General features: G+C 26.3%; 27 protein-coding genes. 23 read left to right on the top strand and 4 right to left on the bottom strand.

Annotation, left to right across the window (positions count from 1 at the left end; genetic code table 11):
* Window positions 1-479: 479 nt before the first annotated feature.
* Window positions 480-1,013, bottom strand: coding sequence for an NADPH-dependent FMN reductase (locus AYC60_RS02615; protein ID WP_067320947.1), 534 nt, complete (start codon window positions 1,011-1,013; stop codon window positions 480-482).
* 141 nt (window positions 1,014-1,154) lie between these two features.
* On the opposite strand from AYC60_RS02615, the gene mutL reads away from it, so the two are divergent.
* From mutL to atpC, 16 genes are all read left to right on the top strand, one after another.
* Window positions 1,155-2,942 (top strand): DNA mismatch repair endonuclease MutL, encoded by a 1,788-nt coding sequence (gene mutL / locus AYC60_RS02620; RefSeq protein ID WP_067320949.1) that lies wholly within the window; start codon window positions 1,155-1,157, stop codon window positions 2,940-2,942.
* A gap of 52 nt (window positions 2,943-2,994) precedes the next feature.
* Complete coding sequence (locus AYC60_RS02625; protein WP_067320952.1) at window positions 2,995-3,459, top strand: 23S rRNA (pseudouridine(1915)-N(3))-methyltransferase RlmH; 465 nt, start codon at window positions 2,995-2,997, stop codon at window positions 3,457-3,459.
* Window positions 3,460-3,470: 11 nt separating this feature from the next.
* Entirely contained in the window at window positions 3,471-3,890 is a 420-nt protein-coding gene (locus tag AYC60_RS02630) for a hypothetical protein (RefSeq protein ID WP_067320954.1), read from the top strand.
* Entirely contained in the window at window positions 3,890-4,246 is a 357-nt protein-coding gene (locus AYC60_RS02635) for a DUF1934 family protein (RefSeq protein WP_067320957.1), read from the top strand. The genes AYC60_RS02630 and AYC60_RS02635 overlap by 1 nt, the downstream gene beginning before the upstream one ends.
* Window positions 4,247-4,258: 12 nt before the next feature.
* Complete coding sequence (gene lysS / locus AYC60_RS02640) at window positions 4,259-5,749, top strand: lysine--tRNA ligase (protein ID WP_067320959.1); 1,491 nt, start codon at window positions 4,259-4,261, stop codon at window positions 5,747-5,749.
* An 86-nt stretch (window positions 5,750-5,835) separates the two neighbouring features.
* A complete protein-coding gene (locus AYC60_RS02645) occupies window positions 5,836-6,222 on the top strand; it encodes a methyltransferase family protein (protein ID WP_197416935.1) in 387 nt (128 codons plus the stop codon).
* Window positions 6,223-6,286: 64 nt separating this feature from the next.
* Window positions 6,287-7,354 (top strand): hypothetical protein, encoded by a 1,068-nt coding sequence (locus AYC60_RS02650; protein ID WP_067320961.1) that lies wholly within the window; start codon window positions 6,287-6,289, stop codon window positions 7,352-7,354.
* A gap of 82 nt (window positions 7,355-7,436) precedes the next feature.
* Entirely contained in the window at window positions 7,437-7,820 is a 384-nt protein-coding gene (locus tag AYC60_RS02655) for a hypothetical protein (protein WP_067320963.1), read from the top strand.
* Window positions 7,821-7,838: 18 nt separating this feature from the next.
* Window positions 7,839-8,753, top strand: coding sequence for a F0F1 ATP synthase subunit A (locus tag AYC60_RS02660; protein WP_231724617.1), 915 nt, complete (start codon window positions 7,839-7,841; stop codon window positions 8,751-8,753).
* Between the two features lie 20 nt (window positions 8,754-8,773).
* Window positions 8,774-9,013: an ATP synthase F0 subunit C gene (gene atpE, locus AYC60_RS02665; RefSeq protein ID WP_066901074.1), complete on the top strand. Its 240-nt coding sequence runs from the start codon at window positions 8,774-8,776 to the stop codon at window positions 9,011-9,013.
* A 15-nt stretch (window positions 9,014-9,028) separates the two neighbouring features.
* Window positions 9,029-9,532 (top strand): F0F1 ATP synthase subunit B, encoded by a 504-nt coding sequence (gene atpF / locus AYC60_RS02670; protein WP_067320965.1) that lies wholly within the window; start codon window positions 9,029-9,031, stop codon window positions 9,530-9,532.
* A 1-nt stretch (window position 9,533) separates the two neighbouring features.
* The gene (gene atpH, locus AYC60_RS02675) at window positions 9,534-10,055 is read left to right on the top strand and encodes an ATP synthase F1 subunit delta (RefSeq protein ID WP_067320968.1); all 522 of its coding nucleotides are present in this window, start codon (window positions 9,534-9,536) and stop codon (window positions 10,053-10,055) included.
* 18 nt (window positions 10,056-10,073) lie between these two features.
* On the top strand, window positions 10,074-11,579 hold the full coding sequence (atpA, locus tag AYC60_RS02680; RefSeq protein ID WP_067320971.1) for a F0F1 ATP synthase subunit alpha: 1,506 nt from the start codon (window positions 10,074-10,076) through the stop codon (window positions 11,577-11,579).
* 15 nt (window positions 11,580-11,594) lie between these two features.
* On the top strand, window positions 11,595-12,482 hold the full coding sequence (gene atpG / locus AYC60_RS02685) for an ATP synthase F1 subunit gamma (RefSeq protein WP_067320974.1): 888 nt from the start codon (window positions 11,595-11,597) through the stop codon (window positions 12,480-12,482).
* Window positions 12,483-12,492: 10 nt separating this feature from the next.
* On the top strand, window positions 12,493-13,887 hold the full coding sequence (gene atpD / locus AYC60_RS02690) for a F0F1 ATP synthase subunit beta (RefSeq protein ID WP_067320977.1): 1,395 nt from the start codon (window positions 12,493-12,495) through the stop codon (window positions 13,885-13,887).
* A 2-nt stretch (window positions 13,888-13,889) separates the two neighbouring features.
* Window positions 13,890-14,282: an ATP synthase F1 subunit epsilon gene (gene atpC, locus AYC60_RS02695; protein WP_067320979.1), complete on the top strand. Its 393-nt coding sequence runs from the start codon at window positions 13,890-13,892 to the stop codon at window positions 14,280-14,282.
* 21 nt (window positions 14,283-14,303) lie between these two features.
* Here atpC and AYC60_RS02700 read toward each other — a convergent pair whose 3' ends face one another.
* Genes AYC60_RS02700 through AYC60_RS02710 form a run of 3 tightly spaced genes read right to left on the bottom strand, consistent with a single transcriptional unit; the run spans window position 14,304 to window position 16,204 of the window.
* Window positions 14,304-15,320, bottom strand: a complete 1,017-nt coding sequence (locus AYC60_RS02700) for an acyl-CoA thioester hydrolase/BAAT C-terminal domain-containing protein (protein WP_067320982.1) — start codon at window positions 15,318-15,320, stop codon at window positions 14,304-14,306.
* Window positions 15,321-15,328: 8 nt separating this feature from the next.
* On the bottom strand, window positions 15,329-15,754 hold the full coding sequence (locus AYC60_RS02705) for a DUF3021 domain-containing protein (protein ID WP_067320985.1): 426 nt from the start codon (window positions 15,752-15,754) through the stop codon (window positions 15,329-15,331).
* Window positions 15,755-15,763: 9 nt separating this feature from the next.
* Window positions 15,764-16,204: a LytTR family DNA-binding domain-containing protein gene (locus AYC60_RS02710; protein ID WP_067320987.1), complete on the bottom strand. Its 441-nt coding sequence runs from the start codon at window positions 16,202-16,204 to the stop codon at window positions 15,764-15,766.
* A gap of 149 nt (window positions 16,205-16,353) precedes the next feature.
* Here AYC60_RS02710 and AYC60_RS02715 point away from each other — a divergent pair, with 149 nt between their 5' ends.
* From AYC60_RS02715 to AYC60_RS02745, 7 genes are all read left to right on the top strand, one after another.
* Window positions 16,354-17,112, top strand: a complete 759-nt coding sequence (locus tag AYC60_RS02715) for a TraX family protein (protein ID WP_231724618.1) — start codon at window positions 16,354-16,356, stop codon at window positions 17,110-17,112.
* Between the two features lie 74 nt (window positions 17,113-17,186).
* Window positions 17,187-18,884 (top strand): M3 family oligoendopeptidase, encoded by a 1,698-nt coding sequence (locus AYC60_RS02720; RefSeq protein WP_067320990.1) that lies wholly within the window; start codon window positions 17,187-17,189, stop codon window positions 18,882-18,884.
* A gap of 97 nt (window positions 18,885-18,981) precedes the next feature.
* A complete protein-coding gene (ucpA, locus tag AYC60_RS02725; protein ID WP_067320991.1) occupies window positions 18,982-19,770 on the top strand; it encodes an SDR family oxidoreductase UcpA in 789 nt (262 codons plus the stop codon).
* Between the two features lie 77 nt (window positions 19,771-19,847).
* Window positions 19,848-20,540, top strand: coding sequence for a 2,3,4,5-tetrahydropyridine-2,6-dicarboxylate N-acetyltransferase (gene dapD, locus AYC60_RS02730; protein WP_067320994.1), 693 nt, complete (start codon window positions 19,848-19,850; stop codon window positions 20,538-20,540).
* 14 nt (window positions 20,541-20,554) lie between these two features.
* Window positions 20,555-21,733 (top strand): tetratricopeptide repeat protein, encoded by a 1,179-nt coding sequence (locus tag AYC60_RS02735; RefSeq protein ID WP_067320996.1) that lies wholly within the window; start codon window positions 20,555-20,557, stop codon window positions 21,731-21,733.
* 86 nt (window positions 21,734-21,819) lie between these two features.
* Window positions 21,820-22,635, top strand: a complete 816-nt coding sequence (locus AYC60_RS02740; RefSeq protein ID WP_414162577.1) for an epoxyqueuosine reductase QueH — start codon at window positions 21,820-21,822, stop codon at window positions 22,633-22,635.
* The gene (locus tag AYC60_RS02745) at window positions 22,632-23,846 is read left to right on the top strand and encodes a BaiN/RdsA family NAD(P)/FAD-dependent oxidoreductase (RefSeq protein ID WP_067320998.1); all 1,215 of its coding nucleotides are present in this window, start codon (window positions 22,632-22,634) and stop codon (window positions 23,844-23,846) included. Before AYC60_RS02740 ends, AYC60_RS02745 begins: the two co-directional genes overlap by 4 nt.
* Window positions 23,847-23,848 lie beyond the last annotated feature (2 nt).

Below are 23,848 nucleotides of genomic sequence, written 5' to 3' on the forward strand. Positions count from 1 at the left end.
AAAACTAGTTCCTTAGCTAGCTTGTTAAGAAGAATTACAGGAGAATTTTCATCAAATTCAAAATGTTTGTAATTATTTACTTCAAAAAGTTGATTTTCTTTTGTGTTTGTGATACTATTTAATTGTATTTTTAGCATAACTAATTATACCATAAAACAGTGATTTTATCAATGTTTATGCGTGTTTTTAGTTCAAAAAAAGCCAGCTTTATTTCTGGCTTTTTTTGTTTATTTAGACTGTTTATTTCGGAACAGCCCCTTTTTTATTGCCAAGATACCGGAGTGATTAGGATTGGTCGCCTTAAAAATAAAACGTGGTAGCCATATATTATAGTATTATAAGATCCGTAAAAGCTCTATGTCAGTTCGTGATTTCCTTAAGCATACATTAACAGGGACAGCTCCTTATCCAAGAAGTAAAGCCCAAAAATATAGTATCACTATTCCGAATACCCTCGCCCCATTATTATAACAATATTTTTATAATTTTTCAATTACTTTATTAATTTGTTCTTTTTGTTCATCACTTAGTATAAATTTACCAGTAGTGAATGCTTCACCTAATGCAAGACCAACTCTTTCTTCTAAAACATTTAATCCCATACGAGTTAATAATCCGTTTAATTCTTCTAAAACTAAAGCGGCTTGAGATCTCCCTGCAGCTCCTGAAATTACTGTAGTTTTTCCTTTAACAAATTCTGGTGCACCAAATGTACCTTGAACTACTGGACGCGAAACCCAATCTAATAAGTTTTTGAATGCCCCTGGAACACTTCCGTTATATTCAGGAGTAGCTATCCAAACTATATCAGAGTTTTCAAATTTAGCTCTTACTTTTTCTACTGAATTTGGTGTAGGGAATTCTATATCTTGAGAAAAGAAAGGAACTTCTGAATAATCAACTTGATCAACAGTATATCCTTTTTCTAAAGCTTTTTCACTAACATAATTTAAGATTTCTTGATTGAATGATTCTTTTCTTATTGAACCATTGATTAATAATATTTTTTTCATTTTTATTTACCTCCACCAATATATCTAACTAGATATATTTTATAACTTTTTTATATATTTGTCAAGTATAAATTTTACTTTATTATTTTCTATATTTATGGTATTATTTACTAAAATAATGAATGTGAAAGAAGTGATGATATGGCTTTAATTAAAATTTTAGATGATAGTATTTCTAATATTATAGCAGCGGGTGAAGTCGTTGAAAATCCAGCAAGTATGATAAAAGAATTGCTTGAAAATTCATTGGATGCTGAATCTACATTAATACAAATAGAAGTATTAAATGGTGGAAGTTATGTAAAAATATCTGATAATGGTAAAGGTATGAGTAAAGAAGACGTTCTATTAAGTATAGAAAGACATGCTACATCAAAAATATCGTCTAAAGAAGATATCTTTAATTTAAGGACTTATGGGTTTAGGGGAGAAGCACTTGCATCTATTGCTGCAGTATCAAAACTTTCAATGTCAAGTAAAACAAAAGATGATAAATTAGGTACAATAATTAATGCATATGGTGGTGTTGTTAGAAAATATGAAAATTTTTCAAGAACTACAGGTACAGAAATTGAAATAAGGGATCTTTTCTATAATACACCAGCACGTAAGAAGTTTTTAAGAAAAGAAAGCACTGAATATGGCAAGATTAAGGATATAGTATTAAAAGAGGCTCTGGCAAATCCTAATGTAAGTATTAATTTATTTATAGATGGAAAACAAACTTTAAAAACTACAGGTAATGGTATAGAAAGTACAATATTTGAATTGTTTGGTAAAAATGTACTAAAAAATTTAGAAAAATTTGAATATGGTTATCTAGGTAATGTAGAAATTTTAAGATCTTCTAAAGAGTATATATTTACATATGTAAACGGAAGATATGTTAAATCTAATTTACTTGATAGGGCAGTTATAGATGCTTATTATACTAAATTGATGAAAGGTAAATATCCTTTTGTAATATTGATGTATAATGTAAATCCTAAGGAAATAGATGTAAATGTACATCCAAGTAAAAAAATGATTAAATTTTCTGATGAAAAAATAGTATATAATGATGTTAAGAAAACTATAGAAGATTTCTTTTATGAATTTGATAGAAAATCATGGCAGCCAACTTTAAAACCTAAGGTTGAAAATAAAGTGGAAGAAGTTGAAAAAAGTGAATATATACCTATTAATATATTTAGTAAAGAAGAACTTGGAGTTAAACCACTTCAAGTAAAAGAAACAAAATTGTTATATGAAAACCCTTTTTATGAGGAAGAAATTGTAGAGAAAAAAATTGTAGAAGATAAAAAGATAGAAAATAAAGTAGAATATATGAAACCTTTTTTTGAAAAAAAAGAAGGAGAAGAAAAACATTATGAAATACTAGGTCAAATATTTAATACTTACATACTTGTAAATAGAGATGATAATTTAGAAATATATGATCAACATATAATACATGAAAGACTACTTTATGAAGAATTAATGTCTAGTTTTGAAAAAAAAGATATTAGTTCTCAAATTTTATTATTACCTGAGGTTGTTGATATTAGTCCAGTGGATAAGGATACTATATTTAATAATATAGAAATATTTGAAAGATTAGGATTTGAAATAGATGAAATTTCAAATAATCAAATTGCATTAAGAGCAGTACCTAACTTTAATTTTAGAGAAAGTATTACTAATATTTTTGAAAATATACTTAATGATTTGAAGAATAATAATAAAGTAGGGGATATTAGAGAAAAAATAATAATATCTATGTCATGTAAGGGAGCAATTAAAGCTGGTCAAAGATTGAATATGCAAGAAATGCAAAATATGGTAAGAAGATTACATGAAGTAGGAAAGTATACTTGTCCTCATGGTAGACCAATTATTTCTAAAATTTCTAAATATGATTTAGACAAAATGTTTGGACGTGTAAAATAACTTGACTTTTCTTAATATATATGATATATAAACTTGAGTGAGAGGGAAATTAATGTTAAAAATTAATATAATTTGTGTAGGAAAAATTAAAGAAAAATATATATGTGATGGTATTGATGAATTTAAAAAAAGGCTATCAAAGTATATTAAATTAAATATAATTGAACTTAAAGAAGAACCTGATAATAATATTGATATGGCAATTAATAAAGAATCTAAGTTAATTATTGATACCATAAATAAAAATATAGGGTATAATATATTACTAGATATTAAAGGTGAAAACATTTCTAGTGAAAAATTATCAAAAAAGATAGTTGACTTAAAATTAGAATATAGTACTATAAACTTTATAATAGGTGGTTCTAATGGATTTAATGATGAGGTTAGAAATATTTCGGAATATAAGCTAAGCTTTTCAAAGATGACATTTCCACATCAATTAATGAGATTAATATTAATAGAACAAGTTTATAGAGCAATATGTATAGAAAATAATATAAAATATCATAAATAGGAGGAGTTGAAATGTATACTATTGGAGATGAATTTGAATTTGATGTAAATGACAGTTTAGAATATTTTACGTGTATAGGTGAATTTCCATATTCAGGAATAGAGTATTTAATTTGTGAAAATGAATATGGAATAAAAAAAGTTTTTTATTATGAGGATGAAGATTTATTCTTAGTAGAAGATGAGGATGAAGAAGAAAGTATTTTAGATAATTTCCAGGAAGAATCATATAAAATGGATGAAAAAGGATTCGAATGGTATGAAGAAAATGAATATAATGATTATGAATCTAGCTTTAATGACGATAATGAACTAGAGGATAACTATATTGAAGATGATATGGAATTATTAAACGATTATTCTGATGAAGATGATGAAGAAATAGATACATTCCTAGATGATTTATTTGATGATGAGGAATTTGAAGATTAATGTATATAGAAATTAAAGATAATTTTACTAATGAAATTAGTAGAATAAGTAACATAAATTTTAAATATATAAATAATGAATTGAGTTATATATACAATTTAGAAGAATATATTTGGAAATTTGAAGATGATAAAATTACTTTAGAAAAAAAAGGTCAAATAAAATATGTACAAAAATATATACAAGGTAGACTAACTAATTCAATAATAAAAATGGATGGTCTAGAAATGAGGATATATATTTTAACAAAATTAATACATAGAGCAGATAATGAAATAAAAATAATATATAATATATATAGTGATAAAGATGTAGAGAATTTAATTTCAAGTTTTGAGGTTAAAATAAACTTATAGGAGGATGTCCAAATGGAAAATAAAGAAAATGCAGTTAATGAAACCTTTGTAATGAAAGAAAAATATAGAAAAGTTGAAGAGTTAAAAGCTTTAGGTATAGAGCCTTATGGAAGACATTTTGATAAACAAGATGAAGTAGGAACTATTTTAACTTTTGATGAAAATTCAGAAAAGGAATTTAAAACTGCAGGAAGAATAGTATCATATAGAAGAATGGGTAAAAATGGATTTGCACATATACAAGATCCAACAGGGAAAATTCAAATATATGCTAAAAAAGATGAAATTGGTGAAGAGGAATATGAAACATTTAAAAGACTTGCAACAGGAGACTTTGTTGGAGTAGTAGGTAAATTATTCCGTACTCAAACTGGAGAAATAACTATAAAAGCAAGTCATTTAGAAATTTTATCTAAAAACATTAGACCTTTACCTGATAAATTCTCTGGACTTCAAAATATTGAAATGCGTTATAGACAAAGATATGTAGATTTAGTTATGAATCCAGAAGTAATGGATACTATGAAAAAAAGATTTGAAATAATAAGATATTTTAGAACTTATTTAGAGAAAAAAGGATTTATAGAAGTTGAAACTCCTATGTTACACCCAATCTTAGGTGGAGCAAATGCAAGACCATTTGCAACTCATCACAATGCATTAGATATGGATATGTACTTAAGAATAGCTCCAGAATTATACTTAAAGAGATTATTAGTTGGAGGATTTGAGAAAGTATTTGAAATTAATAGAAACTTTAGAAATGAAGGTGTATCTATTAAACATAATCCAGAATTTACTATGATGGAATTATACCAAGCATATGGAGATTTCAATGATATGATGAATATAACTGAGGATTTAATTTCATCACTTACTTATCATTTATATGGAACTTATGAAATACCTTATGAAGATAAAATGATTAATATGGTAAAACCTTGGAGAAGAGTAACTATGAGAGAAATAGTTAAAGAACAGACAGGATTTGTTATGGATGAAAATACTACAGATGAATCAGCTGTACAATTTGCAAAAGGATTAGGAATACATTTAGATAAAGATAAAACATATACTAAATTTGGTATTTTAAACTTATTATTTGAAGAAAAAGTAGAACATACTATAATTAATCCAACATTTGTTACAGATTATCCTAAAGAAATTTCACCACTTTCTAAAAATTCTAAAGGTGAAACTGAATGGGTGGATAGATTTGAATTATTCATTACAGGAAGAGAGTATGGAAATGCTTATTCAGAATTAAATGATCCTAAAGATCAAAAAGAAAGATTTGAAGACCAAGTTAGAGCAAAAGAAAATGGTGATGATGAAGCTACGGAAATGGATTTAGATTACATCAGAGCATTAGAATATGGAATGCCACCTGCTGGAGGACTAGGTATTGGAATAGATAGATTAGTAATGTTACTTACTAATTCATCATCAATTAGAGATGTTATCATGTTCCCTACACTAAAAAAAGAAGCACATTTTGAATAATATATAAAGTGTAAGACATGTTCTTACACTTTTTTTAGTTGATATATATGAAAAAATTACCAATATTTTGAGTTGGACCTTTTTATGTGATTTTTTGTTTTATAGTTACATCTATAATTATAATATTTAAATTTAAAGGCTATATTAATTATGGTAATATGGGATATGAAAAAATATTTTTTAATATATTAGGCTTTTTTTTGATGATTGGTGGTATAATATTATCGATATATGCAGTAACAGTAAAAAAAATAACTGAAAAGATATCTAATTATATTTTACATACAGATGGAGGATATTCTATAGTTAGAAATCCTATATATTCAGCATTCAATTTAATATTTACTGCAATATTTATGTGGCTTAATAACTATATATTATTTATATTTCCTTTTGTTTTCTATATAATTTTAACTATACTTATGATAAATACAGAAGAAAAATGGTTATTAGATAAATATGGAGAGGAATAAATTAAATATATAAGTAAAGTAAATAGGGTAATATCTTGGTTCCCTAAAAAAATAAGGAGGAATAATGGCAAGAAATAGTGGTATTTTTGGTATAATAAGAGATGTCCAAAGAATAAGTAGAACCATTCAAAGAGAAAGTAAAAGAATGGAGAAAAAACAAAAAAGAGAAATGAAAGCTATTCAAAAAGCTGAACAAAGAATGCAAATAAATAGTTATAAAGATATTGCAGAAGATGAAAAAAATGAAGCAATAGAATTAAGAGAAAAATTGATGAGAATACACCAAGAGATAGAAATAGTTGGACAGGTTGATATATTAAAGGATACAAATGATATAGAATTTAATATAGAAAAACCAGTTGAACCTATTTTGGAAAAACTTCCTTTAAAGCCTGAATATAAATCAAGTATTATGGGTAAACTTTTTTCATCATTTGAAGATAAGAATAAGGCACAATATGAAGATGATGTTAAGGTTTGGGAAAATTCAGTTGAGAAAATTAAAGAAAAAAATGATAATATCCTAGAGCAATATAAAAAAGAAATGTTAGAATGGGAAAGAAAAAAAATAGAATTTGAGAATGATAGAGAGAAATATAATAATAATCTAGGTAGTTTACATCAGAAATATTTAGATGGAGAAAAAGAGGGTGTAGAAAAGCATTTTGAATTGCTACTAGATAATATGGAATATCCAATAGATATGGGTTGGGATTTTAATGTAGCATATAATGAATCTGATAAGACTTTAACTATTAATTATGTATTACCAAATAAAGATGTAATACCTACATTAAAAAATGTTACTTATGTTACAACAAAAAAAGATTTTAATAGAACATATATTAGTGATAAAGCTTTAAAAGAAGCTTACACTGAATTAATATACGGTACAGTATTAGGAGTAGTTGATAAAGTATTTAGAAATGATAATAATTTAGTTAATACTATAATATTTGACGGAATACTTGATGATATTAATCCAGCAACTGGTTTAAGTAATGAAATAACTTTTTTAAGTCTTACAGTTAATAAAGAACATATACTATCATTAAATTTAGATAAAGTAGATTATCTAAAATGTTTTAAATCTTTAAATGGTATAGTATCACTTAATATTATCAATAATTAATAAATGTAAAATAAAAAAAATATTGACTTGTCTATTTCAAAGTGGTATTATGAATATATGTAATAATTTAAGGAGAGGAACAATGTTTTTGAATATTAGTAATGATATAAAAAAAATAATAAAATTATTGTTAATAATATCAATATTAGTTTTTTTCATTGGATTAATAAAGATAAATATAATTTTATTGTCTTTATCTTTTGGAATATTTATATCTATAATATCAAATTTAATGCTGCTTTATACAGTGAATAAAATAGTATATTTAAAGGGGAATAGGGCCACAATGTTTATAGACTCTACGAAAAGGTATGGAATATATATATTGGCTCTTTATTTTGTATATAGAATTTGTATTAAATTTTTTAATTTAGATCCTATTTACCCTATGCTTTCTTGTGGATTTGGATTTATTTCATTTAGATTAGTATTACAGGCTATAAATTATTTTAAATTGAAATTATAAAGAAAGGAGCTGGTACATTTGTCAAAGAAGAATAGTTTATATAAATGGCTAGGATTAATGTTACTAATGCTTGTTGGAGTTAATTTATTACTTTCTCTAATTTCAACATTCTTTCCAGTAGCATTTGAAAAACCCCATGCTATTATTGAACCACCAGAAGTTTTTTTTAGTATACCTATAGGTAAATATCTATTAAATATTAATCAAACTGTAATGAATACATGGGCTATTATGTTAGTGATTATAATAATATTGATTTTAGGAACTAGAAATATTAGTGTAGAAAATCCTGGATTTTTCCAATTAGTACTTGAAGAATATTATAACTTTATTAATAATTCATTCTTAGAGGGATTAGGAAAATACAAATCAAAATTTGCAGCGTTTTTCTCAGCAATGTTTTCTATGATCTTATTATTAAATGTATCTATGTTCTTATTCCCTTTTGTAGTAATGTGGAAGAAAACAAAACATGGAATACTTATTAAACCTTTCTTTAGGACTGCCACTGCTGATATGAATACAACAGTGGGTATAGCGATAGTAGTATTTGTAATATTTATTGGAGCTGCTATATATAGAATGGGTGTAATGGGATTTATTAAAGAATTATCACAACCATTTGTATTTATGTTACCAATAAATATTATTGGTGAATTTGCAAAACCTATAAATATATCTATGAGATTATTTGGTAATATGTTTGCAGGACTTGTTATTATGTCTCTAGTTTATGGACTAGCAGTAAAAGATATTTTTCCAAGTATTACTAATAATATTTTAAAGGGAAGTTTTAGTTTTGCGGTAGGATGGCCAAATATATTACAAGTATATTTAGATTTCTTTATAGGAATTTTACAAGCATTTGTATTTACAGTTTTATCATCTGTGTATGTAAAACAAATGTTAATTGGGGAAGAGGAAGAAGAATAAAATATTAGGAGGAAATTAGAATGGATGCATCAATAATTAAAGCAGCAGCATTATTAGGAGCTGGTATAGCAGCTTGTGGAGGAATAGGAGCAGGATTAGGGCAAGGACTTGCAACTGCGGCAGCAGTAGAAGCTGTAGCAAGACAGCCAGAAGCAAAAAATGATGTAATGGCAACATTATTCATAGGGTGTGCGATTACAGAGTCTACAGGAATATTTGCATTAATCATAGCACTTATTTTAGCTTTAATAAAAGGATAATAAAGGTGGAATGTTATGGAACAAAATAATAATTTAATTACCATTGATATATTAATGATAGTTCAAATAATTAACTTTTTTATATTAGTTTATGTTTTTCATAAATATTTCTATAAAAAAATTGGTAAAGTAATAGAAGAAAGAAAAAAAATTGCTTTAAAAGAACTTGAAGTAGTAAAAGAAGAAAGAGAAAAATTAGAAGAACAAAAACAAAATTATGAAAAACTTAGAAAAGAAGCTAAAAGACGTGCTAATGATATTATTATAAAAGCCGAAAGACAAGCTGATGAAAGAAAAGAGCAAATACTTGATAATGCAACGTTAACTCGTGATAGAATGATAATGCGTGCAGAATCAGAAGTATTAAAATTAAGAGAAAGTATTAAAGAACAATTACAAAAAGAAATGAGTCAAATGGCAACAGAACTTGCCGAAAAAATTATTAAAGAAAATATAGAAAAAAACCCAGAAATAATTGATAAGAGTATTGATAAGTTTATCGATGAAGTAGGTGAATAGTATGGATAATATTTCTATATCTAGAAGATATGCAGAGGCAATATATAATGTTGCTGAAGAAAAAGATGAAGTTTTTGAAGTGTTTGAAATGCTTAATGTAATACTTGAGCATATAGAACATGATGATGACTTTAAAAAATTTCTTAGTTATCCAATAATAACTAAAGAAGAAAAAAAAGATTTAGTAAATAGAATATATAAGGATATAAAAAATGGTCCTTTAGAAATTCTAGATTATTTAATAGAAAAAGACAGATTATTACACATTAAAGAAATAAATGAACAATATAGTAAAATATATTATGAAGCTCATAAAAAACTAATAGTAACAGCAATATTTCCAAAAGAATTATCTTTTGATCAAAAGGAAAAATTAAGAAAAAAACTTGTAAAGATGAAACAAAAAGAAGTTGTTATACACTATAAAGTTGATAAAGACTTAATAGGTGGAGGAATAATAAAAATTAACGATGATGTAATAGATGGTTCGATTAAGACTCAAATTAAAGAATTAAAACGTTAAATTGAGGAGGTGTTTTATTTGAAAATCAAACCAGAAGAAATTAGTAATATAATTAGACAAGAAATTGAAAATTATAAAAAGAAAATAGATGTTTCAAGTGTTGGAACTGTTGTAGAAGTAGGAGATGGTATAGCAAGAATCTATGGATTAGATAATGCTATGGCAGGAGAACTTTTAGAATTTCCAAATGGAGCAACAGGTATGATTCTTAATTTAGAAGAAAATTCTGTTGGAGCTGTAATACTAGGAGACACAAGAGGGATTAAAGAAGGGGATGTAGTAAAAGGTACAGGTAGAATTACTGAAGTTCCTGCTGGAGAAGCTTTACTTGGAAGAGTTGTAAATTCTTTAGGGGAACCTATAGATGGTAAAGGTATGATAGTTGCGAATAAATATATGCAAGTTGAAAGAGTTGCATCAGGAATTATAGATAGAAAACCAGTTACAGAGCCTTTACAAACAGGAATAAAAGCAATAGATGGAATGATTCCAATAGGAAGAGGACAAAGAGAATTAATAATAGGTGATAGACAAACAGGTAAAACTGCTATTGCTATAGATACAATAATAAACCAAAAAGAAACAGGGATTTATTGTATATATGTAGCTATAGGTCAAAAAAGATCTACTGTTGCTGCAATTCAAAGAAAATTAGAAGAAGCAGGTGCTATGGAATATACAACTATAGTTGCTGCAACTGCAAGTGAACCTGCACCGTTACAATATTTAGCACCATATGCAGGAGTAGCTATGGCTGAATATTTTATGGAAGAAGGAAAGCATGTATTAATAATATATGATGATTTATCTAAACATGCTGTTTCTTATAGAGAAATGTCGTTATTATTAAAAAGACCACCTGGGCGTGAAGCATATCCTGGAGATGTATTCTATTTACATTCAAGATTGCTTGAAAGAGCAGCTAAGTTATCAGATGAATTAGGTGGAGGATCTATTACTGCACTACCTATAATTGAAACACAGGTAGGAGATATATCAGCATATATTCCTACTAACGTTATATCAATTACAGATGGACAAATATTCCTAGAAACAGACTTATTTAATTCAGGATTTAGACCAGCTATCAATGCGGGATTCTCTGTTTCAAGGGTTGGAGGATCTGCACAAATAAAAGCTATGAAACAAGTAGCAAGTAGAGTTAAAATGGAACTTGCACAATATACTGAATTATTAGCATTTGCACAATTTGGTTCAGATTTAGATAAGGCTACACGTGATCAATTAAATCGTGGAGAAAGAATAATGGAAATTTTAAAACAAAAACAATATTCTCCTATGCCTGTTGAAGAACAAGTAGTTTCATTCTATGCTGTAACTAATGGTTATGTTGATGATATAGATGTTGAAGATGTGAGAAATTTTGAAGAAGAACTATTACAAAGTATGTATTCAACTTCAGATATTTTAAAACAAATAGCAGAGTCAAAAACTTTAACTAAAGAAATAGAAGAAGAATTAGAAGACTTTATAAAAACATTTAAAAAAGATTATGTACATTAATGAAAGGAGAAACATATGGCATCTAATATGAAAGAAATTAAAGCTAGAATTAGTAGCATTAATAATTCAAAACAAATAACTAGTGCTATGAATATTGTTTCTTCAACAAAGTTTAAAAAATTTCAGGTACTTACTTTTAAAACAAGAGAATATGAAAAATCATTAGAGTATGCTTTATATAATTTATTAAATCACATGGGTAATAGGCATAACATATTATTTGAAGGTAAAAAAGAAGTAAAAAATGTTGGTATAGTCGTTATGACTTCTGATAGAGGACTTTGTGGTTCTTTTAATTCAAATACTTTAAAGAAAATGGATAAAATGATAAAAAGATTTAAAAAAGAAGGAAAAAATGTTTCTATAATTTCTATAGGTAGAAAAGCTAGAGATTATTGTAAAACTAGAAATATTGATGTTGATGCAGAATACATACAACTTATCCCTGAGACTATGTTTTCTAAAGCTAAAATACTTAGTGAAGATATAGTTGACTTCTATCTTTCAGATCAATATGATGAAGTATATTTAATATACTCAAAATTTGTTTCGGTAATTAACTATAATTTAGTTGAAGAAAGAATATTACCATTTTCAAGACCAACAGGGCTTAAAATATCAAAAGAAAGTGAAGAAGTAAAGGATAAAAGATATATATTTGAACCAGATGAAAATCAAGTTTTAGTAGAATTTTTACCTAAACTTTTAAATAATAAATTATATCAAGCGCTGTTAGAAAACTCTGCAAGTGAACACTCAGCAAGAATGTCAGCTATGAAAAATGCAAGTGAAAGTGCAACAGAAATAATAAATAGATTAACTTTAGAATACAATAGAATTAGACAAAGTCTAATAACTCAAGAACTATCAGAAATTGTTGGTGGTTCAGAGGCAATAAAATAGGAGGAATAAGATGAATAAAGGTAAATTGGTTCAAATAATAGGACCAGTTATAGATGCAAAATTTGAAAATGCCTTACCAGATATCTTTAATGCCTTAGAAATATACTACGAAGATGGGAAAAAAATAGTAGCAGAAGTTCAAGCACATTTAGGTAATAATGTTGTTAGAGCGGTATCTATGACATCAACTGATGGATTAAAAAGAGGTATAGATGTAATAGATACAGGAGAGCCTATAAAAGTTCCTGTAGGAAAAGAAACTTTAGGTAGAATTTTTAATGTTTTAGGAGAAACAGTTGATAATGGAGAAGAATTAATAACAGAAGAAAGACATTCTATACATAAAAAAGCTCCATCTTTTGAAGAACAAGAAACTCATTCTGAAATATTAGAAACTGGAATTAAAGTAGTAGATTTACTAGCACCTTACTTAAAAGGAGGGAAAATAGGACTTTTTGGAGGTGCAGGTGTAGGTAAAACTGTATTAATACAAGAATTGATTAATAATATAGCAAAAGGGCATGGTGGACTTTCAGTATTTGCTGGAGTAGGAGAAAGAACTAGAGAAGGAAGAGACCTATATAACGAAATGAGAGAAAGTGGAGTTATTAATAAAACAGCACTAGTGTATGGTCAAATGAATGAACCACCTGGTGCAAGATTAAGAGTTGCTCTTTCAGCTCTAACTATGGCTGAATATTTTAGAGATAAAGAAGGTCAAAATGTACTTCTATTCATAGATAATATATTCAGATTTACTCAAGCAGGATCTGAAGTTTCAGCATTACTTGGTAGAATGCCATCAGCAGTTGGTTATCAACCTAACTTAGCAACAGATATGGGAGCTTTACAAGAAAGAATTACATCAACTAAAAAAGGATCTATTACATCAGTACAAGCAGTATATGTACCAGCAGATGACTTAACAGATCCAGCTCCTGCAACTACATTCTCACATTTAGATGCAACAACAGTATTATCAAGACAAATTGCATCTTTAGGAATATATCCAGCAGTAGATCCACTTGCTTCAACTTCAAGAATACTTGAAGCTGAAATTGTTGGCAATGAACATTATAAAGTAGCAAGAGAAACTGTTAAAGTATTACAAAGATATAAGGAATTACAAGATATAATAGCAATACTTGGTATGGATGAATTAGGGGATGAAGATAAAGTTATAGTAAGTAGAGCAAGAAAAATTCAAAGATTTTTCTCTCAACCATTCTCAGTTGCTGAACAATTTACAGGTATGAAAGGTAAATATGTTACATTACGTGAAACTATTAGAGGATTTAAAGAAATCTTAGATGGTAAACATGATGAACTTCCAGAGCAAGCTTTCCTATATGTAGGTACTATTGATGAAGCAGTAGCAAAAGCTAAAGATTTAATGGGGGATTAATTATGGAAAAAAAAGATTTTTTTACATTGAAAGTAGTAACTCCAGAAAAGATAGAATATTTATCAAAAGAAACTAAATATATTAAAGTTAGAACTATAAGGGGAGATATTGGAATTTTACCTAATCATACTAACTTTATGAGCTCTCTTGGTGAAGGATTAATGCTTTTAAGAACATCAGAAGAAGAAAAGACTTACTATATTAGTGGTGGTTTTTTAGAAGTTAATCATAATTATGTAACTGTTATGGCAGAAGAAGCTATGCTAGCAGAAAGTGAAGAAGAATATAAGAAAATTAAACAAGAAAAACTTGAAGAGGCAATAGCAGCTAAGAAAAAAGAAGATCAAGATATACTTGGAACTAAAAAGAGATTACAAGATAGTTTACTTAGATAAAAAAGAGGTATTACCTCTTTTTTATTTATTATGTTGAGATTTTAAAAATTCAGAAATATGCTTAACTTTATCCTTTTGGGCATTTTCATTATCTTTAATATTACCACCGGTTCTAAGTTTCATATTTCCTATATTAATAATACCATTACCTTCGAATATATGACCTGCATTTTTATATGTTTTTAAAATAACACTAGGTTTTTGTTTTTTTATTTTTAAAGACATATTGTAACTATCCCATAATTTATCATCTTCCCCAGTTATTATTAGAATATTAGTCTTAAGATCTTTAATTGGAATTAACTTTGTTGTTGCATTAGTATCAACTTCTATAGCTTTATTATATAGATTACTAAAAGATATAGGTAAAGATATAATTCTTGGTATTATTATATCTTTTAATATAACTGAAAAAGGAACTTTTTGTGTATCTATATATGGAAGTTCTTCATCTTTAAAAGTCCATGATGAACCATTTTTTTCAAAATCTAGACCTGAAAAGTTATATGCAGAAGGTGCTAACAATATTAGATTAGATATATCTTCATATTTATTAGCTAAATTTAGAGCATATTCAGCACCTTTTGAGGCACCTAATACTGTAATTGGATTCTTATCTATATTATTTTCTTCTATATATTTTAGTACATCTTCAAATTGTTCAAGTGGAATATTGATTAAAGTTTTTTGTTGATTTTTTTGTCCAAACATGAAAACAGCTAATACTTCATAGCCCTCTTTTACAATTCTTTCGGCTTCCCAAAAATTGGGGCTTCCTTCTGAACCTCCGTATGTAATTACTATCCCTTTATATTTTTTTTCTGTAGGTTTTAGATGAAAACCTTGGAAAGTATTAAAGTCAACTTTTTTAACTGTTACATTTTCTATAGTTTTATTATACAAATCTTCTAGGTTTTTATTAGATGAAGTTTCACTTTTATACTTATAGTTATTATATATTCTTAATAGTGTTATTATAGTAAATAATACTATGATGATTAAAAATATTTTTTTAAAAATTGCTAAGATTAATTTCATATTTCCCCCTACTTCAATTTTTTATTAATTCTTTCTATTTCTTTTATTTGGTATATGTAGCTAAATATCCATATAATTAAGTATATAATTATGAAAATTATTATGAAAAATATAAAATTTTCAGCTTTAAACCAACCAAAATAATATCCAATACTAGAAACAGTAAAAAAAGTTGAAATAAAGTGATAAATAGTTTTTTTATATAATGAAATGTTTTCTAATTTATATATTTCAGAAGAAAGACCTGACGTAATACCTATTATTGCAAATAATATTAGTGAAACTTTTGTTGCATACATTTCATTTGGAAACTTGCTAATAAATTCTGGATCTGCAAGTAACAATCTATCTTTAGAAAACATAAAAGCAATTGAAGTACCTATACCTATACCTATTAATCCGTTAAGAAATATATTTTTTATTATTTTATACATTTTAACCTCCTATAATCCTATTGAGTTTTTGAAATTTTTTAAATATGATCTTGAAACTGTTGTTGTTATACCTGTTTTAGTTTCAAGTTGTATACTACCAAAAAAATTTAAATTTAATTTTTTTATTTCATTTATTGCTATAATTTCTGAATTAGAAATTCTTATGAATTCTTTTGGATTTAACATCTCTTCTAATTCATATATTTTGTATTTTACTATATACTCATCTTTTTTTGTTGTTAAATAAACTTTTTTATCTTGTGCATAAAATCTAATTATATCTCTTTTTTCTATTAAATATTTTTTATCATTTTTTATACCTATAAATTTATTTTTATTTTCTGTTTCTAATAATTTAATTAAATTTTCAATTTCTTTATCTATTTTATTTGTATTTATAACTATGTTAGTTTCTTTTATACTTTCATCAATATTTATCTTTATTTTCATAATTACCTCCATTTCTTACATATACTATATTATATTATTCTTATTAAATCAATAAATATTGGATAAGTTGTAATCTATTAAGTATAAGTTGTAGTAAATCAATATATTTTATGTTAGAATATAGTTGAAATTTTACATATATAAAGGAAGTGAATAGATATGAAAAAAATTGTAAAATAAGTTTTTCGGCTACAGAATTAAAGCTTATTGCAATTATTGCAATGACTATAGATCATATTACTTGGTTAATGTATCCGGGGTTATCTAAGGAATTAGTTCCTATAATTATGCATATCATAGGTAGACTTACTGCTCCCATAATGTGGTATTTTATTGCTGAAGGATGTTATTATACTAAGGATATTAAAAAGTATTTTATTAGATTATTTTTTTTTGCATTAATAAGTCACTTTGCTTTTTGTTTTGGACTTGGAGTACCGTATAATGTCATGGATGGAAGTTTATTTAATAAAACTAGTGTTATGTTTCCTTTATCAATGGCAGTACTTTTAATTTGGATATTTAAGGAAGATAAATTTAAAAATATTACTAAATATATATGTATATTTATTCTTTGTTTAATAACTTTTGTTGCAGACTGGTCTTCAATTGCACTTATGATTCCTTTTTTACTATACATGCATAGAGATAATAAAAAGCAACAAATTAAGGATTATTTAATATGGATTAATGTTTATTCTATGATATATATATTATTTATTGATAAATTCTATGGAATACTACAGTTTGCTACTCTATTTTCTCTATTTTTCTTGTTAAAATATGATGGAACTAGAGGTAAGGAAATAGGAAGTAAATGGTTGTTCTATTACTATTATCCAGTACATTTAGTAGTAATAGGTGTTTTTAGAATATATATGTATGGAAATATTTCTTTAGTTCTATAATCTGTTTAATAATTTCTAGAAATAATATACAATCTGTGCTAAAATAAAGATGAATAAAAAATAGGAGGTAGAAAATGGTTTTTAAAGATTTTGAATACAAAAGGGTTGATATTGAGGAATTAAAAAGCATATACAATAGAATTAAAGAAGATTTAGAAAAATCAGAAAGTTCTGAAAAAGCTGCAGAATTGTACTTAGAATTAGATGAATTAAATAAAAAGTTTGGTACAAATTATTCATTAGCATATATCAGAAATAGTATAGATACTACTGATGAATTTTATGCAGCGGAAAAAGCATTTTATGATGAAAATTTACCTTTAGTTTCTGAATTTAGTAATGAATTAGGTATAGCATTTGCTAATTCTAAATTTAGACCAGAACTTGAAGAAAGATTTGGTAAATTAGCATTTCAAAAAATAGATTTAGATCTTAAAATATTCAAAAATGAAATAGTAGAAGATTTACAAGAAGAGAACAAGTTAACTACAGAGTATGTTAAATTAACTTCTAGTGCTAAAATAATGTTTGATGGAGAAGAAAGAAATCTTTCTGAAATGGTTCCATACACTCAAAATATAGATAGAGAAGTTAGAAAAGAAGCTGTAATTGCAGTTGGTAAATTCTTTGAAGAAAATATGGAAGAATATGATAGAATATATGATTCTATGGTAAAAGTTAGAGATAGAATTGCTAAAAAACTTGGATATGAAAACTTTGTTGAAGTTGGATATTTAAGAATGGGTAGATTAGATTACAATGCAAAAGATGTTGCAAATTATAGAAAACAAATAAAAGAAAGTGTTGTACCTCTATATGTTGAATTAAGAAAAAAACAAGAAAAAAGAATTAAAGTTGATAAATTAAAATATTATGATGAAGGTATGTCTTTCTTAACTGGAAACCCTACTCCTAAAGGAGATAGAGAATGGATGGTAGATAAAGCTAAAACTATGTATAAAGAATTATCACCTGAAACTCATGAATTCTTTTCTAAAATGGTAGAACAAGAATTGCTTGATTTAGATAGTAAAAAAGGTAAACAAGGTGGAGGATACTGTACATCACTTGATTCATACAATATGCCATTTATTTTTGCTAACTTTAATGGAACTGCGCATGATGTTGAAGTATTAACACATGAAGCAGGTCATGCTTTCCAATCATATCAAACAATGAGAAATGTTGATATATCAGCATATTATTGGCCAACTTCAGAATCTGCAGAAATTCATTCTATGAGTATGGAATTTTTAACTTGGCCATGGATGGAATCATTCTTCAAAGAAGATATAGATAAATTTAAATATCATCATTTAAGTGGAGCATTTTTATTCATACCTTATGGTGCATTAGTTGATGAATTCCAACACTATGTATATGAAAATCCAAATGTAACACCTGAAGATAGAAGAATGAAATGGTTAGAACTTGAAAAAGAATACTTACCAACTAGAGATTATGATGGTATAGAATCTTATGAAAAAGGATTGTTCTGGTTCAAACAAGGACATATATTTGAAATGCCTTTCTATTACATTGACTATACTTTAGCTCAAGTTATAGCATTACAAATGTGGAAATTAAATGGAGAAAATAAAGAACTTGCTTGGGAAAAATACATGAGACTATGTAATTTAGGTGGTTCTAAAACTTTCTTAGGATTATTAGAAGATGTAAAACTTGATAATCCATTTGAAAGTGGAAGTATATCTAAAATTATACCTCCAGTAAAAGCTTTCTTAGAAACTATTAATGATGAAAATCTATAATTATAGGATGCCAATTTGGCATCCTTTTTTATACTGTATTGCTTTTTTTAAAATTGTGAGGTTTAATATATTGTAATAATATTTTTTGGAGGTTGTTATGAAAAAATTAGAAAACAAAGTAGTAGTTGTAACTGGTGCAGCAATGGGAAATGGATTTGGTATTGCAAAAGTAATGGGTAAATATGGAGCAAAACTTGTATTAACTGATATAGCCCCTTTAGATGATGCTGTTAATGAACTAAAAAAATTAGGGTATGAAGCTATGGGTATACATATGGATGTTAGTAATTCTTATGAGGTAAAAAATGGTATAGAAAAGGTTATTGAAAAATATGGAAGAATAGATACTTTAGTTAATAATGCAGGTATTATTAGATTAGGAAGTTTATTAGAAACTAGTGATGAAATTAGAGATTTTCATTTTAATGTAAATATTAATGGTGTATGGAATGTTACTAAAGCTGTAATGCCATATATGCAAAAAGAAGGTTATGGAAGAATAGTTAATTTATCATCTGTAACTGGATTTATGGTTGTTGATAAAGGAGAATGTGCTTATGCTACAACTAAGGCTGCAATTATGGGATTTACAAGAGCTGTTGCAAGAGAAGCTGCAGAATACAATATCACATGTAATGCTATACTTCCAGGATATATATTGACACCTATGGCAGAACAAATAGCAAATGAATCTAATCCTTCTAATCCAGATTCAGTTATAGATGGTATTGCAAGTGCTGTACCTTTAGGTCGTTTAGGAACTATAGAAGAAGTTGGAGAAGTTGCAGCTTTTTTAGGTTCTGATGAATCTTCATATATTACAGGTACTCCTATAGTAATAGATGGAGGAAGTACATTACCTGAAACTGTGTCAGTAGGGGTATAGGATTATAAGGTAAATCTAATTGTATTTTATAATGATTTATGGTAGTATTTGTATAGTAAAATATGAGGAGTAAAAAAATGACAGAATTAGAAAGATCAAAAGAGATAATAAGCTTTATAGCTAATTCAACAAGAAAAACACCTGTTAAACTTTATACGGATGAAGATATAAAGGGTGAATATGATGTTAAAATAATAGGGAAAGAAATAAAAATAATAATAGGTAACTGGGATGAAGTTGAAAAACTTATTAAGGAAAATGATTTGAAAAATTATCATTTAGAAAGTGATAGAAGAAATTCCGCAGTACCAATGTTAGATATAAAAAATATTGACGCTAGAATAGAACCAGGTGCAATTATTAGAGATAAAGTAATAATTGAAAGTAAGGCAGTAATTATGATGGGTGCTGTTATAAATATAGGTGCTAAAATTGGAGAAGGTACTATGATAGATATGAATGCAGTACTTGGAGGAAGAGCAACTGTAGGTAAAAATTGTCATATAGGAGCAGGAACAGTTTTAGCAGGAGTAATTGAACCACCTTCAGCAGACCCTGTAGTTATAGAAGATAACGTTGTTATTGGAGCTAATGCTGTAGTTTTAGAAGGAGTTAGAGTAGGTGCAAATTCTGTTGTTGCAGCAGGAGCGGTTGTAACTGAAAATGTTCCAAGTGGTGTAGTAGTTGCTGGTATGCCAGCTAAAGTAATAAAAGTTATAGATGATAAAACTAAATCTAAGACAGAGATTGTAGAAGAATTAAGAAAATAAGTAGGGTAAAATATATGAAAAAACTGTTAATATATTTATTTCTTTCTCTTTCAATCATATTAAATGCAAGTATTAAATCAGATTTTGAAAAATCTTTAAAATTAATGACTGAAAATAGATATGAAGAGGCAAAGATTATGCTACATATTTTAGTTGAAAAAAAGATTGATAATATTGAAGATAAAAAATATATAGAATCTGCAAATTACTATCTTGCAAATATTTACCATAGAGAGAATAAAATAAAAGAAGCTAAACTATATTATAGAAGATTATCAGATAATTTAGAGACTAAATCTTTTTCTGCTATTAAGTCTAATCAATATTTACTTTCTATAGCAATGGAAGAAGGAGATATGGATGAGGCTATTAATCAAACTGAGATATTAATGAAAAGAACAGATTATAAAGAATTACCTTTTTTATCAAATTTAATTTATTTATATGAAATAAATAATAAGGAAACTAAATTACAAAAATTAAATAAGAATATAGTTTCAAAATTAAATGAAAAAGATAAAGGTAAGTTATTTAGCTTATTATCATTAACTTATTTAGAAAATAAGAGGTTTGATGATGCGAAAAGATATTTAGATTTATTATTAAATAGTAATGATAATGAAAACAAACAATTAGGGTATTTAGGTTATGCAAATTTTGAAATTGTACAAATAAATAAGGAAGGTGCTATGGAGTACTTGTCTAAAGCATTAAACTTACAAAAAAATACACCTAAATATATATTAGAAAATATAAATAAAATTTATATATCTCTTGAAGAACCAGAAAAGGCATATGATGTTTTAATGTCAATTGAAAAAGATAGCAATATGGATGCTAATTTAATTGTAGAATTAATTAAGTATGCTAAAGTTTTAGATAAAAAAGATGATTTAATAAAATACTTAAATAAATTAGAAAGTATGGGTATATCAAATTATGATTTAGGTATAAAAATGGCTTCAGAAAATTTATTAGAATATGCAGAAAAATATCTGATAAAATCTAGAGATTTTGATAAAAAGAATGTAAATTTTGCTTTAATTAACATATATTTTTCTAATCAGGATTTAAATAAATTACAAGTACTATTAGAAGATATGGTAAATAGTAATGAAATAAATATAGAAAAGAAAGACAGTATTTTGATAGAGTATGAACACTTTCAAAAATATAAAAATAAAAGAAATTAAATAGGCGTAAGCCTATTTTTCTTTTAAAATATAGATATTTATTGTATAATATATAAAGAAAATATGAGGAGATATATTTATTATAAATGGAAAAAAATGAACTAAAAGAAATATATGAGAAGTTAAAAAAAGAAATGAAAGATAATCAGGGAAGAAACGATAAGGTTTTCAATTTAATTAAGAATAATAGTTTTGTTAAGGAAAATGAATTTGATAATGCTTTGTCTATTTTATCTTCTATGAATAAAAATCAAGTAATAAATTATCATACAGTACTTGAAAAGATGATAAAAAATTGGAAAAATTCAGAAAAAAAACCTAGAATCTTGTTACATAGCTGTTGTGCACCATGTTCTACATATACTTTAGAATTTTTGTGCCAATATGCAGATGTTACAATATTATTTGCTAACTCTAATATACATCCTAAACAAGAATATATTAAAAGAAGTGAAGTACAACAAAAATTTATTGAAGATTTTAATAATAAAACTGGGAATAAAGTTGGATATATTGAAGATGAATATAATCCTAAACACTTTTTAGAGTTAACTAAGGGACAAGAAAAAGAGCCTGAAGGTGGAAATAGATGTGTTACTTGTTTTCAAATGAGATTAGATATAGTAGCAAAATATGCTAAAGAATTAAATTATGATTATTTTGGTTCTGCAATAACATTATCTCCTAAAAAAAATTCGAAATTAATAAATGAATTGGGATTTGAAGTTCAAGAAATATATAATGTTAAATATTTACCTTCAGATTTTAAAAAAAATAATGGATATAAAAGAAGTATAGAAATGTGTAAAGAATATGATGTATACAGACAGTGTTATTGTGGATGTATATTTGCATTAAATGATCAAATAAAACAGCAAAAAGAAAGAGAAAAAAATAAATGAGAGTAGGAATAGTTGGAGCAGGGGCCTCTGGTGTATTATGTGCAATATATGCAGCATATAAGGGGCATGATGTAATATTATTTGAAAGAAAAGATAGAATGCTAAAAAAAGTTTTGATTACAGGTAATGGAACTTGTAATTTTACAAATATTAATGCAGGTTATGGGAACTATTTTTCTATAGAGGAAAAAATAGATGAAAGATTATTTAAAGAATATAGTTATCAGGATGTAATTTCTTTTTTTAAGACTTTAGGTATAGAGTATAAGGTAGAAAAATTTGGTAAGGTATATCCTCTATCATATCAAGCTTCTTCTATAGTAGATGCTTTAAGATTTAAAGTTGAAAGTATGAGAAATATAGAAGTTAAATTAAATTTTGAAGTTAGTAAAATTAGAAAGAAAAATAATGTTTTTAATGTAACTAGTTTAGATAATGAGAATGTAGTTGTAGATAGATTAGTTATGGCTACAGGAGGTATCTCCTATCCAGAACTTGGAAGTAATGGATCTGGGTATGAATTAGCAAATAAAATGGGTCATAGTAAAACAGAAATATATCCTGTTTTAGTACAACTTAAAGTAGATAAAAAATATGCAAAAGGACTTGAAGGTGTAAAACAAAAAGTTAAACTTAGTGTATATAAGGGTGATGAATTTTTAAGAAGTGATGAAAATGAATTACTATTTACTCCATATGGTGTTTCTGGTCCTTGTATATTTAATTTATCGTATTTAACTGCAATATATAATATGGATATTTTGTATTGGCATGTTGATTTTTTAAGTATGTATAGTGAAGATGAATTAAGAGATATGCTATATTTTAGAAAAAAACAATTAGGTTATTTAGAAATAGAGTACTACTTGAATGGATTGGTGAATAAAAAGTTTGCTGGTTATTTATTAAAGAGTGTAGGTATAGAAAAATTAAATTTTAAAGTTTCTGAACTAAGTGATGATATTATAGAAAAATTAGTTGAAAAACTAAAAAAATTTGTGTTTAAAGTATATGATACAACAGGTTTTTCAAATGCTCAGGTTACAGCTGGGGGTATAAGGTTAAGTGAGGTAGATAATTATTCTTTAGAATCTAAAATTATACCAGGACTATATTTTACAGGAGAAGTATTAGATATATTTGGAGATTGTGGAGGATATAATTTAAATTGGTGTTTTATTTCAGGTATGCATGTAGGTAAAAATATATAGGA

It is taken from the genome of Streptobacillus felis, from assembly GCF_001559775.1.
GTDB classification, from domain to species: Bacteria; Fusobacteriota; Fusobacteriia; order Fusobacteriales; family Leptotrichiaceae; genus Streptobacillus; species Streptobacillus felis.

What these genes read in the sequence shown, in the direction of transcription:
- AYC60_RS02615 (WP_067320947.1), bottom strand. Translation starts at nt 1,013, where the DNA reads ATGAAAAAAATATTATTAATCAATGGTTCAATAAGAAAAGAATCATTC.
- mutL (WP_067320949.1), top strand. Translation starts at nt 1,155, where the DNA reads ATGGCTTTAATTAAAATTTTAGATGATAGTATTTCTAATATTATAGCA.
- AYC60_RS02625 (WP_067320952.1), top strand. Translation starts at nt 2,995, where the DNA reads ATGTTAAAAATTAATATAATTTGTGTAGGAAAAATTAAAGAAAAATAT.
- AYC60_RS02630 (WP_067320954.1), top strand. Translation starts at nt 3,471, where the DNA reads ATGTATACTATTGGAGATGAATTTGAATTTGATGTAAATGACAGTTTA.
- AYC60_RS02635 (WP_067320957.1), top strand. Translation starts at nt 3,890, where the DNA reads ATGTATATAGAAATTAAAGATAATTTTACTAATGAAATTAGTAGAATA.
- lysS (WP_067320959.1), top strand. Translation starts at nt 4,259, where the DNA reads ATGGAAAATAAAGAAAATGCAGTTAATGAAACCTTTGTAATGAAAGAA.
- AYC60_RS02650 (WP_067320961.1), top strand. Translation starts at nt 6,287, where the DNA reads ATGGCAAGAAATAGTGGTATTTTTGGTATAATAAGAGATGTCCAAAGA.
- AYC60_RS02655 (WP_067320963.1), top strand. Translation starts at nt 7,437, where the DNA reads ATGTTTTTGAATATTAGTAATGATATAAAAAAAATAATAAAATTATTG.
- atpE (WP_066901074.1), top strand. Translation starts at nt 8,774, where the DNA reads ATGGATGCATCAATAATTAAAGCAGCAGCATTATTAGGAGCTGGTATA.
- atpF (WP_067320965.1), top strand. Translation starts at nt 9,029, where the DNA reads ATGGAACAAAATAATAATTTAATTACCATTGATATATTAATGATAGTT.
- atpH (WP_067320968.1), top strand. Translation starts at nt 9,534, where the DNA reads ATGGATAATATTTCTATATCTAGAAGATATGCAGAGGCAATATATAAT.
- atpG (WP_067320974.1), top strand. Translation starts at nt 11,595, where the DNA reads ATGGCATCTAATATGAAAGAAATTAAAGCTAGAATTAGTAGCATTAAT.
- atpD (WP_067320977.1), top strand. Translation starts at nt 12,493, where the DNA reads ATGAATAAAGGTAAATTGGTTCAAATAATAGGACCAGTTATAGATGCA.
- atpC (WP_067320979.1), top strand. Translation starts at nt 13,890, where the DNA reads ATGGAAAAAAAAGATTTTTTTACATTGAAAGTAGTAACTCCAGAAAAG.
- AYC60_RS02700 (WP_067320982.1), bottom strand. Translation starts at nt 15,320, where the DNA reads ATGAAATTAATCTTAGCAATTTTTAAAAAAATATTTTTAATCATCATA.
- AYC60_RS02705 (WP_067320985.1), bottom strand. Translation starts at nt 15,754, where the DNA reads ATGTATAAAATAATAAAAAATATATTTCTTAACGGATTAATAGGTATA.
- AYC60_RS02710 (WP_067320987.1), bottom strand. Translation starts at nt 16,204, where the DNA reads ATGAAAATAAAGATAAATATTGATGAAAGTATAAAAGAAACTAACATA.
- AYC60_RS02720 (WP_067320990.1), top strand. Translation starts at nt 17,187, where the DNA reads ATGGTTTTTAAAGATTTTGAATACAAAAGGGTTGATATTGAGGAATTA.
- ucpA (WP_067320991.1), top strand. Translation starts at nt 18,982, where the DNA reads ATGAAAAAATTAGAAAACAAAGTAGTAGTTGTAACTGGTGCAGCAATG.
- dapD (WP_067320994.1), top strand. Translation starts at nt 19,848, where the DNA reads ATGACAGAATTAGAAAGATCAAAAGAGATAATAAGCTTTATAGCTAAT.
- AYC60_RS02735 (WP_067320996.1), top strand. Translation starts at nt 20,555, where the DNA reads ATGAAAAAACTGTTAATATATTTATTTCTTTCTCTTTCAATCATATTA.
- AYC60_RS02740 (WP_414162577.1), top strand. Translation starts at nt 21,820, where the DNA reads ATGGAAAAAAATGAACTAAAAGAAATATATGAGAAGTTAAAAAAAGAA.
- AYC60_RS02745 (WP_067320998.1), top strand. Translation starts at nt 22,632, where the DNA reads ATGAGAGTAGGAATAGTTGGAGCAGGGGCCTCTGGTGTATTATGTGCA.